We start from the raw sequence: 17139 nt of genomic DNA, 5'->3' as shown, positions 1-17139 counted from the left end.
TCAAGCATCGGGCGCCGGCACGCCGTACCCCGTCGAATCCTTGCCGGCGACGTGGATCTTGCCGCCCGCGAGCGTACGCAGCACGACGTAGAACACCGGCGTCAGCATCAGCCCGAACAGCGTCACGCCGAGCATCCCGAAGAACACCGCGACACCCATCGCATGGCGCATTTCCGAACCGGCGCCGGTCGACGTGACGAGCGGCACCACGCCCATGATGAAGGCGATCGACGTCATCAGGATCGGGCGCAGCCGCAGCCGGCTCGCCTCGATCGCGGCCTCGAGCGGCGTCCTGCCGTCGTGTTCGAGCTCGCGCGCGAATTCGACGATCAGGATCGCGTTCTTCGCGGACAGCCCCACCAGCACCATCAGGCCGATCTGCGTGAAGATGTTGTTGTCGCCCTGCGTGAGCCACACGCCCGTCAGCGCCGACAGAATGCTCATCGGCACGATCAGGATCACCGCGAGCGGCAGCGTCAGGCTTTCATACAACGCGGCGAGCACGAGGAACACGAGCAGCACGCTGATCGGGAACACGTACATCGCCGAATCGCCTGCGAGAATCTGCTGGTACGTGAGGTCGGTCCACTCGAACCGCACGCCGCGCGGCAGCGTCTCGTGCGCGATGCGCTCGACCGCGGCCTGCGCCTGCCCCGACGAGAAGCCGGGCGCCGGGCCGCCGTTGATGTCGGCCGCCGTGTAGCCGTTGTAGCGCACGACCATTTCCGGACCGAACGTCGGCGTCACCGTGACGAGCGACGACAGCGGCACCATCTCGCCCTTGTCGTTGCGCGTCTTCAGTTGCAGGATGTCGTCCGCGCGCTGGCGGAACGGCGCATCGGCCTGCACGCGCACCTGGTACACGCGCCCGAAGCGATTGAAGTCGTTCACGTACAGCGAACCGAGATACACCTGCATCGTGTTGAACACGTCGGTCACCGGCACGCCGAGCTGCTTCGCCTTCACGCGATCGAGATCGACGTTGAGCTGCGGCACGTTGATCTGGTAGCTCGTGAACAGCGGGCCGAGTTCGGGCGCCTGCTGCGCGCGCTTGATGAAGTCGTTGGTCGCATCCGACAGCTTCGCGTAACCGACCGCGCCGCGATCCTCGATCTGCATCTTGAACCCGCCGAGCGTACCGAGGCCGAGCACCGGCGGCGGCGGGAACACCGCGACGAACGAGTCCTTCATCGCGCTGTATTTCTGGTTCAGCGCACCCGCGATCGCGCCGGCCGACAGCGCCTTGCCGTGCCGTTCCGAGAACGGCTTCAGCGTGACGAACACGATGCCCGCGCTCGAGCTGTTCGTGAAGCCGTTCACCGACAACCCCGGGAACGCGACCGCGCTCTCGACGCCCGGCTGCTTCAGCGCGATCGAGCCCATGTCGCGGATCACCTTCTCGGTGCGGTCGAGCGATGCACCGTTCGGCAGCTGCGCGAACGCGATCAGGTATTCCTTGTCCTGCGCGGGCACGAAGCCGCCCGGCACGACCTTCGACACGAGCACGGTCGCGCCCACCAGCACGAGGTACACGCCGAGCATCAGCGTCTTGCGCGACAGCACGCCGCGCACGCCGCGGCCGTAGTTCTCCGCGCCGCGATGGAACACCTTGTTGAAGCCGCGGAAGAAGCCGCCGAGCACGCGGTTCATCACGCGCGTGAGCCAGTCCTCCTTGTCGCCGTGCCCCTTCAGCAGGATCGCGGACAGCGCCGGCGACAGCGTCAGCGAGTTGAACGCCGAGATCACCGTCGAGATCGCGATAGTCATCGCGAACTGCTTGTAGAACTGGCCGGTCAGGCCCGACATGAACGCGAGCGGCACGAACACGGCGACGAGCGTCAGCGCGATCGCGATGATCGGCCCGCTCACTTCCTGCATCGCCTTGTAGGTCGCCTGCCGCGCGTTCATCCCGCCTTCGATGTTGCGCTCGACGTTCTCGACGACGACGATCGCATCGTCGACCACGATCCCGATCGCGAGCACCATCCCGAACAGCGACAACGCGTTGATCGAATACCCGAACGCAAGCAGCAGCGAGAACGTGCCGATGATCGACACCGGCACCGCGATCAGCGGGATCAGCGACGCGCGCCAGGTCTGCAGGAACACGATCACGACGATCACGACCAGCGCGATCGCTTCGAGCAGCGTGTGCACGACGGCTTTGATCGACGAGCGCACGAACTGCGTCGGGTCATAGACGATCTTGTAGTCGACGCCCGCCGGCATGTCCTGCTTCAGCTCGGCCATCGTCTTGCGTACTTCGTCCGAAATCTGCAGCGAGTTCGCGCCTGGCGACTGGTTGATCGCCATCGCGACGGCCGGCTTGTTGTCGAGCAGCGAGCGCAGCCCGTATTCGGATGCGTCGAGCCCGATCCGCGCGATGTCGCGCAGGTGCGTGACGCCGCCGTCCGGCGTCGTCTTCACGACGATGTCGCCGAATTCGTCTTCCGTCTGCAGACGGCCGCGCGCGTTCACCGACAGCTGCAGCGGCGTGCCGGGCAGCGACGGCGATGCGCCGATCACGCCGGCCGCGACCTGCACGTTCTGCTCGCGGATCGACTGCACGACGTCCTCGGCCGACAGCCCGCGCTGCGCGACCTTCTGCGGATCGAGCCACACGCGCATCGCGTAGTCGCCCGAACCCCACAGCTGCACCTGGCCGACGCCCTGGATCCGCGACAGGCGATCCTTCACGTTGATCAGCGCGTAGTTGCGCAGGTAGGTCATGTCGTAGCGGTTGTCCGGCGAGATCAGGTGGACCACCATCGTCAGCGTCGGCGAGCTCTTCACCGTCGTGATGCCGAGCCGCTGCACGTCTTCCGGCAAACGCGGCAGCGCCTGGTTCACGCGGTTCTGCACGAGCTGCGTGGCCTTGTCCGGATCGGTGCCGAGCTTGAACGTGACGGTGATCGTCATGTTGCCGTCGCTGTTCGCCTGCGACTGCATGTAGAGCATGTCCTCGACGCCGTTGATCTGTTCTTCCAGCGGCGACGCGACCGTCTCGGCGATCACTTTCGGGTTCGCGCCCGGGTACTGCGCCTTCACGATCACGGAAGGCGGCACGACTTCCGGATATTCCGAAATCGGCAGCAGGAACATCGCGATCACCCCGCCGAGCAGGATGATCACTGATAGGACTCCTGCGAAGATCGGCCGGTCGATAAAGAATTTGGAAATGTTCATGGGTTGCTCTGTCTGGTTGAACGCGGATGCGAAGCGGCGCGCCGCTTACGAATCCGCCTTCGCCGGTGCGGCCGGCTTCGCGTTATCCGCGAGCGGCGCGGACGGCTCGTCGCCGCCCGTCATCGGGACCATGTGCGGCTTCACCTGCGCGCCGGGGCGCACGCGCTGCGTGCCGTTCACGACCACGCGATCGCCGGCGGCAAGGCCGCTCACGATCACGCGCCGGTTGCCGTGCTGCATCCCCGGCTGCACTTCGCGGTACGACACGCGGCCCTGCTGATCGACGACGAACACGAACTTCTTGTCCTGGTCGGTGTTGATCGCCGCGTCGTCGACGAGCAGCGCCTCGTGCGGCGCGCTGCCGCCCACCTTCACGCGTGCGTAGAGGCCCGGGACGAGCGTGCCGTCCGCGTTGTCGAAGCGTGCGCGCACGCGGATCGTGCCGGACGACGTGTCGAGCCGGTTGTCGACCGAATCGATCTCGCCGCTGCGCGAGTAGCCGGTTTCGTTCGCGAGGCCGAGCTCGACCGGCACCTTGCGGCCGCTGCGCGCGCCGTTGATGTATTGCAGATAGGTCTGCTCGTCCGCGTCGAACGACGCGTAGATCGGCGACACCGACACCAGCGTCGTCAGCGGCGCGGCCGATGCGCCGGCCGATACGACGTTGCCGAGCGTGATTTCCGCGCGCGACACGCGGCCCGATACCGGCGCCGTGATGCGCGTATAGCCGAGGTTGATGCGCGCCGTTTCCAGCGCGGCTTCGGCGGCCTTCAGGTTCGCGTTCGCTTCGCGCGCCGCGTTCTGCTTCTCGTCGTAGTCGCGCTTCGCGATCGCGTTGTCGCCGATCAGCCGCTGCGCGCGCTGCCAGTCGGTCTGCGCATAGCCGTTGCGTGCCTGCGCGGCCGCGAGTTGCGCGGCGGCGCGGTCGACTTCCGCCTGGTACGGGCGCGGGTCGATCACGAACAGCACGTCGCCCTTCTTCACGAGCGCGCCGTCCTTGAAGTTCACCGCGACGATCGTGCCCGACACCTGCGGGCGCACGTCGACTTTCTCGACCGCCTCGAGGCGGCCCGAATAGCTTTGCCAGTCGGTGACGGTCTGCGGCACGACGGTCGCGACGTCGACTTCGGGCAGCGGCGCCGCCGCTTTCTCGGGGGCGTTCGCGTTCACGCGCATCGCGCCGAACGTGCCGAGGCCGACGACGGCGAGCGTGACGATCGCCGCGGTCGCGATTCGGGAGCGGGAGGTGCGTAGGATGGCCATGTGGATCTCCGGTAAGCGTGGATTGGTTCTGGTTATTCGGAACGGTTCGGCTGGCGCGCCTGGAAGCGGCACTGAAAGAAGCGCACGGCTTCCTCGAATGCGGCTTCGTGCGTGGCGAGCGCGGCGTGCGTGATGTCCGGATAGCGGATCACCTGCGTGAGCACGCCCGACGAGATCAGGCAGCCCGCATATTTCTCCGCCTCGACGTGCAGCACGTCGTTCTGCGCGGTGACGACGAGCGTCGGCGGCAGCCCCGCGAGGCGCACCGACTCGATCGGCGCCGCGTACGGGTGCATGCGTTGCGCCGCCTGCGGCAGATATGCGCGATAACAGGCCGCGCATTCGCGCGCGGTGATGTCGGACGCGAGGCGCTCGGCGTCGCCGATGCGCGTCATGCTCGGATCGAGCATCGGCCCGAACAGCGCCTGCGCAGCGATCGACACTTCGCCGCGGTCGCGGGCGATGAAGGCCAGGCAGTTCGCGAGCTGGCCGCCCGCGTCGTGCCCGGCCACGCCGATCTTTTTCGGGTTGCCGCCGAACGCGCGGGCGCGCGTCGCGGCCCACACGGCGGCGCGATACGCATCCTCCGGCGCGGCCGGAAAAGGAAAGGCCGGCGCGAGCGAATAATCGACCGACACTACGAGAGCTGGTAAGCGTTCTGCTAAAAAGCGCGCGGCGAAATCCGCGTCTTCGAGCGAACCGCGGACGAAGCCGCCGCCGTGAAAATAAAGCACTACCGGCAGCCCGGTCTTGTCCGGACGGCGGTAGAGGCGCAGCACGATGTCCTGCGCGTAGCCGGGAATTTCCACTTCGGCAACCGTCAGCGCCGCGCCCGCTATGGCTTGAGCGGGCAGTGCGGCTTTCAGGAATTTGCTGAATTCAGAAGCGTCCATGACGATGCAGCGTCCATTTCGAGATGGAACGAATTCTGAGTCCGGCAGACATTGGGATAAATGCCTATAATCCGGCAACACAATTCAACGCCCCCGAACAATCCGAGGCTGCGTTTACCCACGAGGTAGCGCAGCCTTCTTGTTCCGGCGGCAAATTAAATTGCGGAGGTTGTGATGGACCGGCTTCAGGCCATGCAGGTGTTTACTCGCGTCGTCGATACAAGCAGCTTCACCAAGGCAGCAGAAACGCTCGGCTTGCCGCGGGCGTCCGTCACGACGATCATCCAGAATCTCGAAGCCTTCCTCGGCGTGCGGCTGATGCACCGGACCACGCGCCGGCTGTCGCTCACGCCGGACGGCGCCGCGTACTACGAACGATGCGTGCGAATCCTCGCGGACGTCGAGGAAACCGAAGCAAGCTTCCAGGCCAACAACCGGAAGCCGCACGGAAAGTTGCGTATCGACATGCCGGGCTCGATCGGGCGGCTGCTCGTGATTCCGTCGCTGTGCGAATTCCATACGCGCTATCCGGACATCGACCTGCAACTCGGCCTGTCCGACCGGCCGGTCGACCTGCTGCAGGAAGGCGTCGACTGCGTGATCCGCGTCGGCGCGCTGCAGGACTCGTCGCTCGTCGCGCGCCGCGTCGGCCTGTTCGAATGCGTGACGGTCGCGTCGCCCAACTATCTCGAGCACCACGGCGAGCCGCAGACGATCGACGACCTCAGCCAGCACAAGGCCGTCAACTACTTCTCGAGCCGCACGGGCCGCACGATCGACTGGACGTTCCTGATCGACGGCAAGGAAGTCGAGATGAAGATGGAGGGCATCGTGTCGGTGAACGACGCCGACGCGTACGTGACGTGCGGAATCGAGGGCTTCGGGCTGATCCAGCCGCCGCTGTTCATGGTGCTGCCGCACCTGCGCGAAGGCCGGCTCAAGGAAGTGCTGCCCGGCGTCAAGCCGCTGCCGATGCCGATCTCGGTCGTGTATCCGCACAGCCGCCATCTGTCGCCGAAGGTGCGCGTGTTCGTCGACTGGATTGCCGAAGTGTTCGACCGCTGCCCGCTGCTGAGCGGCAAGGGCAGCCTCGACGCGACGTGCAGCAAGCGGACGTTCGAGGAAGCCGAACGCGCGCCGGTGCTCGATACGCCGGTCATCAACGAGTGGGTTGCCTGAACGCGGCGCACCGCCGCGTCACTTCGCCCGCCAGTTGCGGATGAACGCGCCCACCTGCACGTGACGCGCGACGCGGCCGGGTCGCACCTCGTGCGCCAGCAACCGCGCGAACGCGTCGCGCTGCGTGTTCACATGCCGCGCGCAATGGCGATCGACCACCGCGATCTGGTGTTTCAGGAACGCGATCGTCTGCACGATGCCGTTGCGCACGCTCCCATGACACAACGTCAGCAGTTGATATTCCGCGATCTGCATGCGCGCCAGTTGACGTCGGCGCTGAACCAGCGCCTGCACGTGCCCCAGTTGCGGATCGGACAGCGGCTCGACGAGGCGCCCGCCCGACGGATGCCGGTTCAGCACATCGGCGAGCGCCGCCAGCAGGCTTGCCCGCGCCCCTTTTCCGTCGAGCGGTAGCGTCGCCGAATCCGGGAGCCAGTCCCGCGCCTGTTGCGGCTTGACGATGGCGAGCGGCAATCGCAGCGCCTGAAGCGCACACGCCACTTCATGCTCGGCCCCGCCGGCCGACTCCAGCACGATGAGCGCCGGCGCCCACGCGACGATCCCATCGGCCAGCGACTCGATGCCGAACGTCTCGTTCCGGTAACCGAAAATCACGCTCATCGACGAAATGCACATCTCTAGCGTGTCGTGCGTCACGCCGATACCCACGCACACGGGTGCGGGTGCCAGCCCCCGTCGATGCCGACCGGCCGTTCCATTGTTCATACGCATTTCCCCTCGCTACCGACCCGTATCCCGCCCGCTTGCCGGCAGGACCTTGGTCAGTTCCACGAAATGTCACACTACGGATGTAATATATTTGTATTGGAAACCGGTTCCATTCATGATGGTAATCGGGCCATAGCAAGTCAACCCACCGACCGGCGATCGCGCTGTCGGTGACCGGCCTGCGAGGCGGGCGGGACGCACGGGGAAACATCAGCGTTACCGCACCGCCGGAACCCACATGCCGATTCATCGTTCATACGAGATCAGGAGTACTCAGGTTGATTCGAATCGACAGGCGGCGCATCGATCGCGAACCGGCTTCGATCCTGACCGCGTATCCATGCCGGTTCACGGCCGACGCCGGACCACGTCTGTCCGGTCTCCGGATTGAAGTATTTCGCGCGACGCTTTCTTCCGGGCGTACCGCCGTCACCGGAAAAAATCTCCTGCGGCGTGAAACCGAACTCTTCGATGCAACGTCGCACTTCGGTCAATACCGTCGCTGCAATGGCAAGACGCTCCCGCTCCAGCTGGGCCTCGAGCAGCACCTTCTTTTCCACAAACGACTTGTAAATCAACATGCGTGCCCCCTGGATCGCTCATTCCTGTCGTGCGCCGGCCTGCTACCGGCACGACCAAGCGTAATCGAGCCATTCACGGACATTGACAACCTTTGTCAACAAAGAGACCAAACCTCGCGCCTTCCATAAACCGAAAAATGATCAATAGCACTAACTTAACGAATTCCACACGTTCAAAATCGTTGACAATTTTTCCGACGCATCGAGACGAATATCGCGGCAAATTACGTGCTGTCGATCGTCGCGTGCGTGAGCCGGATCTCCCTTTCCCGCCCGGACGCTCGACACGGCCCGATCGTTACGATCAACATCGAAGGAGTACGTAACATGAACGTTCTCTATCTCGAGGACGATCCCGCCTATGTGGAGTTGATCACGTCGACACTGGAAACGGCAGGCTATCGCGTGCATGCAGTCAGCAACGGAAATCAGGCGATTCGCCATCTGGAGAGTTCGGTGGTCGATCTACTGATTCTCGACTGGCGGGTGCCCGGCATGTCCGGATTCGAAGTGCTCCAATGGACACGCGAGCGCATTGGGGGCCGTCTGCCGATCCTGTTCCTGACACAACGCGCGCGCGACGATGAAGTCTTCTCCGCGATCAACGCGGGCGCCGACGACTACATGGTCAAGCCGATCAATCAGTTCGAGCTGCTGGCGCGCGCCAACGCGCTGCTCAGGCGCGCGTATCACGGCGGCGCCGGCCGGCACGACACGCTCAGGCTCGGCAGCTATCTGATCGACACGCGAACGCGAACCGTGCTGCTGCATGGCGCGCCGGTCAAGCTGACGCCGCGGGAATTCGATCTCGCCGTGCTGCTGTTTCGCAATCCCGGGCGGATCATGCCGCGCGACGCGCTGATTCGCTCGCTCTGGGGCCGCGACATGGCTGGCGTGTCGCGCAGCCTCGACACGCATATCTACCGGCTGCGGATGAAGCTCGCGCTGCAGCCGTCGAACGGCGTGCGCCTCAGCGCGGTCTATACGCTGGGCTACCGGCTCGAAGCGATCTGATTCGCCGTCCCATCATCGCGTACCGCAGCCGGCCGTTCCCGTCGACACGATGCGCGATGAACGGCGCGCGCCGCGGCATCCTGACACCGTACGCAATGGACTGTTGCTGAACACGCGCCGATCGTCGCGGCGCGTTCCGGCGGACCTGCCGTATCTCGCTGTCGGCGCCGCCGGGCAAGGCTGCGCGCATGTCCTCACTGCGTGTGCGGATTCCAATTGTTCCTGTACAGCGACAATTCAATTCGCGTCTGCCGCATTTATCGCGACGGAACGGACACCTAGAGTAAACCCTGTCGCGCACCTCGTTGCGCATCGAACAGATCCCGCCTGGCGGGACCGGAGTCAGCGCTCGGGCGCCAGCTCCGACATCTCTAGGAGTTACGCCATGAACCGCCGCCATCTTCTCTCGGCCCTCGCTCTCACACTTGCCGTGTCCGCACCGGCCTTTGCCGACTCGGGCACCCCGCACGCCGGCGACTACGCCAACACGTCGTGGTACTCGCAACACAACGGCCCGCGTACGCGCGCCGAAGTCAGCGCGGAAGTCGAGCAGGCACGCAAGGACGGCACGCTCGCGTACCTGCGCAAGGCGACCTCGTATCCGCAAGGGCTCGAACTCGCCGAAGGCCCGTATCGCCCGATGCCGGAAGGCAACCAGCTCGCCGGCGGGGGCCGGTAAACGCGCGACGCCGCGCAGCGGGTTGCCCCGTGCGCGGCGTCTCGAACGACCTTATCGACGACTTTGCTGAATCAGTGAGTTACAGGAGCACATGATGAACGATCAACTTCCTTCGCCGCTCGATCACTGGGACGACACCACGCCGGTGTGGACGCCGTTCCGTTCCGGGCCGCAATCGCATTAAGGCTCGCGTCGACGCGTCGCTGATACCGTCCTGCGGCGATCAACGACGCGGCACCCCATCACGCCATTCGCCCCAGTGCGTGACGATGTCCTGCACCAGCGGATTGCCGGCGCGATACAGGTTTTCGGTCGCGGGCGCGAAGCCGCCTTGATCCGCGTAGTTCAGCAGGTTGTCGGCGCTCGTCTGCCCCGCATACGGCCGGTCGAAGTCGGACCCCGTGCGCAGCACCGCCACGCGCGACAGGTCGACCCGCTTCACGCTCGCCGCGCGCTTGAGCGCTTCGAACGTCGCGTTGTCTTCCTGCGCGGTCATGCAGTAGGTGCCCTTGCCGTCCGTCAGGATCTTGGTCCACTGGCGCGCGCGCTCGCCGATCAGCGTGCCCGAGAACCACGTGTTGCCCGATGACGTGTCGCACTGGACCACCGTCGGCGGCCGGTTCGCCGGCGCATACGTGAACTTCGCGCGCGCGGCCTGCGCCTGTGCGCTGTCGGCGAGCACGACGTTGCGCGACAACGCATACGCGGCATCGGTCAACTGCGGGTTGAGCTGGAACACTTCGGTGCGATAGTCGAGCGGCGGCTTGTCGCTCGGGCTCTTCGTGTTGATGCCGAGGAAGCCGGTGTTCCACCCGGCCGGAATCTCGCGCGCATCGAGCTCCCACTGCAGACTGAAATCGACGAGGTATTTCGACCACGCGGCCGACCCGACCGTGCCCTGTGCAGGGTCGACGCCCGCGATGCCCGAGACCAGGAAATATGTGCGGCGCAGATCGAAGCGTTGCGAGAACGTGAGCGCCATGATCGTCGCCGACGCGTTCGCATAGCCCATGCCGGTCGTCACCACGCATACGTCCTGCTTGTTGCAGTGGACGGCCGGATAGTCGGGCGACAGGCCGGGCACGGCGATGTCGCGCCACGGGCCGAGCCGGTCGAGCCACGCCTGGCCTTCCGGGCCGAACATCGTGATGATCATGACCTTGACCGGGCGGCCATGCGAGCCGGTCTCGGCGAATGCGGCGTTGCCTGCGTCGTTGCCCTGATTGTCCTGCGCGATCGATGGCGCGGTCGCACAGGCGGCGAGCGAGAATGCAGCGGCGGAAAGAATGGAGCGAGTCAGCATCGGCGTTCCTTGTTTCGATGGTGTTGGGTGAGAACGGCTGTCGGAGACTGCGCGAGGGAGTATAGAACGAGCGTGCGCGATGCGGAACCCGACTACGAAACGACGGGTGGTGTTTCGTGCGAACGAACGCATGTTGCGTGATCGAAAATCGTACGTTCGCCGCGGCCTTTCAAACATCAGGAATGCTATCGGGTTCTTCGCCACGCGCGACGTCGGCTGTTTCTCGCCGCACTACACGCGCATCAACTCCGCGACGCCATAACCGAGCACGACGAGTGCGGCGACCACGTGGCTCGCCGCGAGCCACCCCGGCGATTTCACGAAGCGCCCGATCGCGCTGCCGCCGAACGCGAACACGAGCTGCCCCGCGAGGCTGCCCGCAAACACGCACGCTGCGCCGAGCAGCCAGTGCCGGTGCGCATGCCGTAGTTCGCGATCATCAGTGCGACGGGCCCGACCGACAGCGCGATCATCAGCCCGAACAGGAAGTCGTTCATCGGTCGTCGATGGCATCAATACCGTCGATGGAAGGCATCGATTCCAGCGACGTCGAAACGATCCGGCGTGTGAATCCGGAATCAGGCGACGTCGACGCGCGACGGCCCGTCCACCATCTCGCCGATCACGGCCGCGCGGTCGAAACCGTCGGCGCGGAAGCAGGCGAGCACGTCGTCGACCGCTTCCGGTGCACACGCGACCAGCAGCCCGCCGGACGTCTGCGGATCGGTCAGCAGTGCCTGCGCGACGGGCGGCAGCCCGTCGGCGAGCCGCACGTCCGTGCCGTACGCGGCCCAGTTGCGGCCCGACGCGCCGGTGAACACGCCGTCGGCAACGAACGTCTCGACGCCCGCGAGCCACGGCAGCGACGCGTAGTGCACGCGCGCGGTGAGCTGCGCGCCGCGCGCCAGTTCGAGCGTATGGCCGAGCAGCCCGAAGCCGGTGACGTCGGTCAGCGCATGCACGCCCGGCAACGCGGCGAGTTCGGCGCCCGGCCGGTTGAGCTTCGTTGTAGTCGCGACCATTTGCGCGTAACCGTCGGCATCGAGCTGGTTCTTCTTCAGCGCGGCCGACAGCACGCCGACGCCGAGCGGCTTGCCGAGCACGAGCACGTCGCCCGCGCGCGCGGCCGCGTTGCGCTTCACGCGCGACGGATGCACGACGCCGATCGCCGCGAGCCCGTAGATCGGCTCGACCGAATCGATCGAATGGCCGCCGGCGACCGGAATGCCGGCCTCCGCGCACACCGATTCGCCGCCGCGCAGCACGGCCGCGATCGTCTCGTGCGGCAGTACGTTGATCGGCATGCCGACCAGCGCGAGTGCGAGGATCGGCTTGCCGCCCATCGCATAGACGTCGGACAGCGCATTGGTGGCCGCGATACGGCCGAAGTCGAACGGATCGTCGACGATCGGCATGAAGAAATCGGTGGTGGCGACGATCGCCTGCTCGTCGTTGAGCCGGTAGACGGCCGCGTCGTCGGACGTCTCGGTGCCGACCAGCAGATCGGGGAACAGCGCGGGCGGCGTCGCGCGCTTGAGCAGCTCGGACAGCACGCCCGGCGCGATCTTGCAGCCGCAGCCGCCCCCGTGCGACAGGCTCGTGAGGCACGGAACGGCAGGCTGGGCTTGGGTGGCTTCGGTCATCGTCGGCATCCGGTGAATAACAACGTTCTATTATCGACAATTCGGCGCGAGCGCGCCCGATACGCACTCCACGTTGCGGAGAGAATCGCGCTTCGACCGGCCTTTGACGGAATCGCAACGCGTCGATATCGCTTGTGCTCACCCGTCAAGCCAGCGCAACGGCCCCGCCGAACGCCCGCTCGTCGATCGCCTCGGCAAGCGTCGCGAACGCGGTCGCGATCTCGTCTTCCGGCACGCACGCATAGCCGAGCAGCAATCCCGATGCAGCGCGCGAGCGATCCGCGTAATACCCGGACAGCGGCCGCACGACGATGTTGCGCTCGAGCGCCGCCTGCGCGACCGCGCGATCGTCGACGCCATCGGGCAATTGCGTGACCAGATGCAGCCCCGCGTCGCTGCCGAGCGCGTGCAGCGTATCGCCGTAGCGGCGCGCGACCGCGTCGAGCAGCACCTCGCGGCGTTGCCCGTACAGCGTGCGCATCTTGCGGATATGCGACACGAAATGCCCTTCCGCGATGAATTCGGCGAGCACCGCCTGCTGCAGCAACTGCCCTTCGCGATACAGCTCGGCGCTCGCGGTCGCGAAACTCTCCGCGAGCGGCTCCGGCGCGACCAGATAACCGACCCGCAGCCCCGGGAACAGCGTCTTGCCGAAACTGCCGACGTAGATCACCTGCCCGGCCGTGTCGAGGCCCTGCAGCGACGCGAGCGGCCGGCTCCCATAGCGGAATTCGCTGTCGTAGTCGTCCTCGATGATCCAGCAGCCGTGCTGGCGCGCGTATTCGAGCAGCATCCGCCGCCGCGCGAGGCTCATCACCATCCCGAGCGGATACTGGTGCGACGGCGTGACGAGCATCAGCTTCGGCGGCTCGGCCAGATCGGCCGCCGACGGCGCGATGCCTTCGTCGTCGACCGGAATCGGCCGCGTGGTCAGCCCCGACACGTTCAGCACGCTGCGCACGCCCCAGTAGCACGGATCTTCGGTCCAGATCGCGTCGCCCGGGTCGGTCAGCAGGCGCACCGCGAGGTCGATCGACTGGTGGATGCCGGTCGTGATCACGATCTGCTCGGGCGTGCAGCGCACCGAGCGCGACGTGCGCAGGTAGTCGGCCAGCGCCTCGCGCAGCAGCGCGAGCCCGCCGCCGGGCGCGTAGGTCAGCAGGTCCGGGCGCAGGCGGCGCCAGTACTTGTTGTGCAGCCGCGTCCACACGCGCGCCGGAAAGCGCGACACATCGGGCACGCCCGGCATGAACGCGCCGCCCTGGCGCTTCGACACGCCGGCGCCTTCGACGAGCCGCGTGCCGCGCGCGGACAGCCGCCGCGCGGACGGCGTCGCGACGGCCGGGCCGGCCGCCGCGTCGGACGGCGCGCCGACGATCTCGTCCGGCGCGCTGTCGGCGACGAAGGTGCCGCGGCCCGTCGCCGAGTTCACATAGCCTTCAAGCGCAAGCTGTTCGTAAACCTGCGTGACCGTGTTGCGCGCGATCCCGAGCTCGGCGGCCAGCAGCCGCGACGACGGCACGCGCGTGCCGGCCGGCAGTTCGCGCGACAGGATCGCCTGTTGCAGCAGGCGATGCAGCTGCCGGTAGATCGGCTGTTCGCCGCCGCGCACGAGGCGCTGCGCCAGCCAGTCCGACAACACGCTTGCGCGCATGATTGGCTCCTGAATATTTATTGAAATGGCTCTGATTGCCAGAGCCAAATGTGATTATAGTCGCCTCCATGGGCTGCCCAGGCGCCCGATTTCCTACCCACCGGACAGAGCATCAAGGAGATGACCGTGAAGAATGCCGACCTGCAGGCCCGCAAGAACGCCGCCACCCCGCGCGGCGTCGGCGTGATGTGCGATTTCTACGCAGCCCGCGCCGAGAACGCGGAGCTGTGGGACGTCGAAGGCCGCCGCTTCATCGATTTCGCCGCCGGCATCGCGGTGCTGAACACGGGCCACCGCCACCCGAAGATCGTCAAGGCGATCGCCGATCAGCTGAACCACTTCACGCACACCGCCTACCAGATCGTCCCGTACGCGTCGTACGTCGAGCTGGCCGAGAAGATCAACGAGCGCGCGCCGGGCGACTTCCCGAAGAAGACCGCGTTCTTCACGACCGGCGCCGAAGCCGTCGAGAACGCGATCAAGATCGCGCGTGCGGCCACCGGCCGTCCGGGCGTGATCGCGTTCTCGGGCGGTTTCCACGGCCGCACGATGATGGGCATGGCGCTGACCGGCAAGGTCGCGCCGTACAAGCTGAACTTCGGCCCGTTCCCGGGCGACGTGTTCCACGCGCCGTACCCGAACGCCGTGCACGGCGTGACGACGGCCGACTCGATCAAGGCGATCGAGATGCTGTTCAAGGCCGACATCGATCCGAAGCGCGTCGCCGCGATCATCTTCGAACCGGTCCAGGGCGAAGGCGGCTTCAACCCGGCGCCGGCCGAATTCGTGCGCGCGCTGCGCAAGATCTGTAACGAACACGGCATCCTGCTGATCGCCGACGAAGTGCAGACGGGCTTCGCGCGTACCGGCAAGCTGTTCGCGATGCAGCACTACGACGTGCTGGCCGACCTGATCACGATGGCGAAGAGCCTCGCGGGCGGCATGCCGCTGTCGGGCGTCGTCGGCCGTGCGGACGTGATGGACGCAGCGGCTCCCGGCGGCCTCGGCGGCACCTACGCGGGCAACCCGCTGGCCGTCGCATCGGCGCACGCGGTGCTCGAGATCATCGACGAAGAGAAGCTGTGCGAGCGCGCGACGCAGCTCGGCGACGTGCTGAAGGCGAAGCTGAACGCGCTGCAGGCCGACGTGCCGCAGATCGCCGACGTGCGCGGCCCGGGCGCGATGATCGCGGTCGAATTCCTGAAGCCGGGTTCGGGCGAGCCGGATGCCGAATTCACGAAGCGCGTGCAGACGCGTGCGCTCGAGCGCGGGCTGCTGCTGCTCGTGTGCGGCGTGTACTCGAACGTCGTGCGCTTCCTGTTCCCGCTGACGATCCCGCAAGCCGTGTTCGACGAAGCGCTCGTGATCCTCGAGGAAGTGCTGAAGGAAACGGTCGGCGTGCCGGCCTGAGTGCCCGTCCGCTTCCACTGAATGCGCCGCCGCCGTCGTGAAGACGGCGGCGGCCGTTTTCATCCGTCCTTTTCATAGCAGGCGATTCATATGAGCACCGTTCAGGAAACCCTGGCACTGAAAGATCCGTCGCTGTTCCGCCAGCAGGCGTACATCAACGGCGAATGGCAAGGCGCAACGAACGGCGAGTCGTTCGAGGTCCGCAACCCGGCGACCGGCGGCCTGCTCGGCACCGTGCCGGCGATGGGCACGGCCGAGACGCGTCACGCGATCGAAGCCGCGAACGCCGCCTGGCCCGCGTGGCGCAAGAAGACCGCGAAGGAGCGCGCGACGATCCTGCGCAAGTGGCACGACCTGATGATGGAGAACGCCGACGACCTCGCGCTGATCCTGACGACCGAGCAAGGCAAGTCGCTCGCCGAAGCGAAGGGCGAGATCGGCTACGCGGCGTCGTTCCTCGAGTGGTTCGCGGAAGAAGGCAAGCGCGTGTACGGCGACACGATCCCGACGCCGGCGAGCGACAAGCGCATCGTCGTGACGAAGGAAGCGATCGGCGTGTGCGCGGCGATCACGCCGTGGAATTTCCCGGCGGCGATGATCACGCGCAAGGTCGGCCCGGCGCTCGCCGCAGGCTGCCCGATCGTCGTGAAGCCGGCCGAAGCGACGCCGTTCTCGGCGCTCGCGATGGCCGTGCTGGCCGAGCGCGCGGGCGTGCCGGCCGGCGTGTTCAGCGTCGTCACGGGCGACCCGAAGGCGATCGGCGGCGAACTGACGTCGAACCCGATCGTGCGCAAGCTGTCGTTCACCGGCTCGACGCCGGTCGGCCGCCTGCTGATGTCGCAATGCGCGGCGACGGTCAAGAAGGTGTCGCTGGAACTCGGCGGCAACGCGCCGTTCATCGTGTTCGACGACGCCGATCTCGATGCGGCCGTGCAGGGCGCGATCGCGTCGAAGTACCGCAACAGCGGCCAGACGTGCGTGTGCACGAACCGCTTCTACGTGCACGAAGCCGTGTACGACCCGTTCGCGCAGAAGCTCGCGGCGGCCGTCGGCCAGCTGAAGGTCGGCCGCGGCACGGAGCCGGGCGTCACGCAGGGCCCGCTGATCAACGAAGCGGCCGTGCTGAAGGTCGAGGCGCACATCGAGGACGCGCTCGCGAAGGGTGCGACCGTCGTGACGGGCGGCAAGCGCCATGCGCTCGGCCACGGCTTCTTCGAGCCGACCGTGCTGACGGGCGTCACGCCGGCGATGAAGGTCGCGAAGGAAGAGACGTTCGGGCCGCTCGCGCCGCTGTTCAAGTTCGGCAGCGACGACGAGGTGATCCGCCTCGCGAACGACACCGAGTTCGGCTTGGCCGCGTACTTCTACAGCCGCGACATCGGCCGCGTGTGGAAGGTGGCCGAAGCGCTCGAATACGGGATGGTCGGCGTGAACACGGGCCTGATCTCGAACGAAGTCGCGCCGTTCGGCGGCGTCAAGCAGTCGGGCCTCGGCCGCGAAGGCTCGCACTACGGCATCGATGACTACGTCGTGATCAAGTACCTCTGCCTCGCCGTCTGACGGTTCGGGGCCTGCCGCCTCGGCGACAGGCCCTGGCCGCCCGGC

General features: G+C 66.4%; 13 protein-coding genes and 1 pseudogene. 5 read left to right on the top strand and 9 right to left on the bottom strand.

Annotation, left to right across the window (positions count from 1 at the left end; all coding sequences use genetic code 11):
• Genes ceoB through KR541_RS21610 form a run of 3 tightly spaced genes read right to left on the bottom strand, consistent with a single transcriptional unit; the run spans nt 1 to nt 5342 of the window.
• Nucleotides 1-3186, bottom strand: a complete 3186-nt coding sequence (gene ceoB, locus KR541_RS21620) for a multidrug efflux RND transporter permease subunit CeoB (RefSeq protein ID WP_050017332.1) — start codon at nt 3184-3186, stop codon at nt 1-3.
• Nucleotides 3187-3231: 45 nt separating this feature from the next.
• Nucleotides 3232-4449: a multidrug efflux RND transporter periplasmic adaptor subunit CeoA gene (ceoA, locus tag KR541_RS21615; RefSeq protein ID WP_050017333.1), complete on the bottom strand. Its 1218-nt coding sequence runs from the start codon at nt 4447-4449 to the stop codon at nt 3232-3234.
• Nucleotides 4450-4481: 32 nt separating this feature from the next.
• Nucleotides 4482-5342 carry an alpha/beta hydrolase gene (locus KR541_RS21610; protein ID WP_050017334.1) on the bottom strand — a complete coding sequence of 287 codons (861 nt, stop codon included), beginning with the start codon at nt 5340-5342 and terminating at the stop codon, nt 4482-4484.
• A gap of 174 nt (nt 5343-5516) precedes the next feature.
• Here KR541_RS21610 and ceoR point away from each other — a divergent pair, with 174 nt between their 5' ends.
• A complete protein-coding gene (ceoR, locus tag KR541_RS21605; protein WP_050017335.1) occupies nt 5517-6521 on the top strand; it encodes a putative multidrug efflux transcriptional regulator CeoR in 1005 nt (334 codons plus the stop codon).
• Between the two features lie 18 nt (nt 6522-6539).
• Here ceoR and KR541_RS21600 read toward each other — a convergent pair whose 3' ends face one another.
• Both KR541_RS21600 and KR541_RS21595 read right to left on the bottom strand, forming a co-directional pair.
• Complete coding sequence (locus KR541_RS21600; protein WP_216089778.1) at nt 6540-7142, bottom strand: hypothetical protein; 603 nt, start codon at nt 7140-7142, stop codon at nt 6540-6542.
• Between the two features lie 371 nt (nt 7143-7513).
• A complete protein-coding gene (locus KR541_RS21595) occupies nt 7514-7831 on the bottom strand; it encodes an H-NS histone family protein (protein WP_089489809.1) in 318 nt (105 codons plus the stop codon).
• A gap of 327 nt (nt 7832-8158) precedes the next feature.
• Between KR541_RS21595 and KR541_RS21590 the strand changes: the two genes are divergently transcribed.
• Together KR541_RS21590 and KR541_RS21585 are read left to right on the top strand one after the other, a co-directional pair.
• Nucleotides 8159-8845, top strand: a complete 687-nt coding sequence (locus KR541_RS21590; RefSeq protein ID WP_050017338.1) for a response regulator transcription factor — start codon at nt 8159-8161, stop codon at nt 8843-8845.
• A 385-nt stretch (nt 8846-9230) separates the two neighbouring features.
• Nucleotides 9231-9524: a DUF4148 domain-containing protein gene (locus KR541_RS21585; protein ID WP_089489810.1), complete on the top strand. Its 294-nt coding sequence runs from the start codon at nt 9231-9233 to the stop codon at nt 9522-9524.
• A 223-nt stretch (nt 9525-9747) separates the two neighbouring features.
• Here KR541_RS21585 and KR541_RS21580 read toward each other — a convergent pair whose 3' ends face one another.
• The 4 genes and pseudogenes from KR541_RS21580 to pdxR form a co-directional block, all read right to left on the bottom strand.
• Nucleotides 9748-10827, bottom strand: coding sequence for a purine-nucleoside phosphorylase (locus KR541_RS21580; RefSeq protein WP_050017340.1), 1080 nt, complete (start codon nt 10825-10827; stop codon nt 9748-9750).
• A gap of 231 nt (nt 10828-11058) precedes the next feature.
• Nucleotides 11059-11247: pseudogene (locus KR541_RS21575) on the bottom strand (LysE family translocator); the annotation flags it as partial.
• Nucleotides 11248-11405: 158 nt separating this feature from the next.
• On the bottom strand, nt 11406-12470 hold the full coding sequence (gene selD / locus KR541_RS21570) for a selenide, water dikinase SelD (RefSeq protein ID WP_216089777.1): 1065 nt from the start codon (nt 12468-12470) through the stop codon (nt 11406-11408).
• 145 nt (nt 12471-12615) lie between these two features.
• Nucleotides 12616-14124, bottom strand: coding sequence for a MocR-like pyridoxine biosynthesis transcription factor PdxR (pdxR, locus tag KR541_RS21565; RefSeq protein ID WP_050017342.1), 1509 nt, complete (start codon nt 14122-14124; stop codon nt 12616-12618).
• 126 nt (nt 14125-14250) lie between these two features.
• Between pdxR and KR541_RS21560 the strand changes: the two genes are divergently transcribed.
• Together KR541_RS21560 and gabD are read left to right on the top strand one after the other, a co-directional pair.
• Nucleotides 14251-15534, top strand: coding sequence for a 4-aminobutyrate--2-oxoglutarate transaminase (locus tag KR541_RS21560; RefSeq protein ID WP_124681046.1), 1284 nt, complete (start codon nt 14251-14253; stop codon nt 15532-15534).
• 90 nt (nt 15535-15624) lie between these two features.
• Entirely contained in the window at nt 15625-17094 is a 1470-nt protein-coding gene (gabD, locus tag KR541_RS21555) for an NADP-dependent succinate-semialdehyde dehydrogenase (RefSeq protein ID WP_050017344.1), read from the top strand.
• Nucleotides 17095-17139: the final 45 nt, after the last annotated feature.

Source organism: Burkholderia sola (assembly GCF_905400185.1).
Classification (GTDB): domain Bacteria; phylum Pseudomonadota; class Gammaproteobacteria; order Burkholderiales; family Burkholderiaceae; genus Burkholderia; species Burkholderia sola.
Note: the sequence above shows the minus strand (reverse complement) of the source record. Positions and strands in the feature narration are given on the sequence as shown.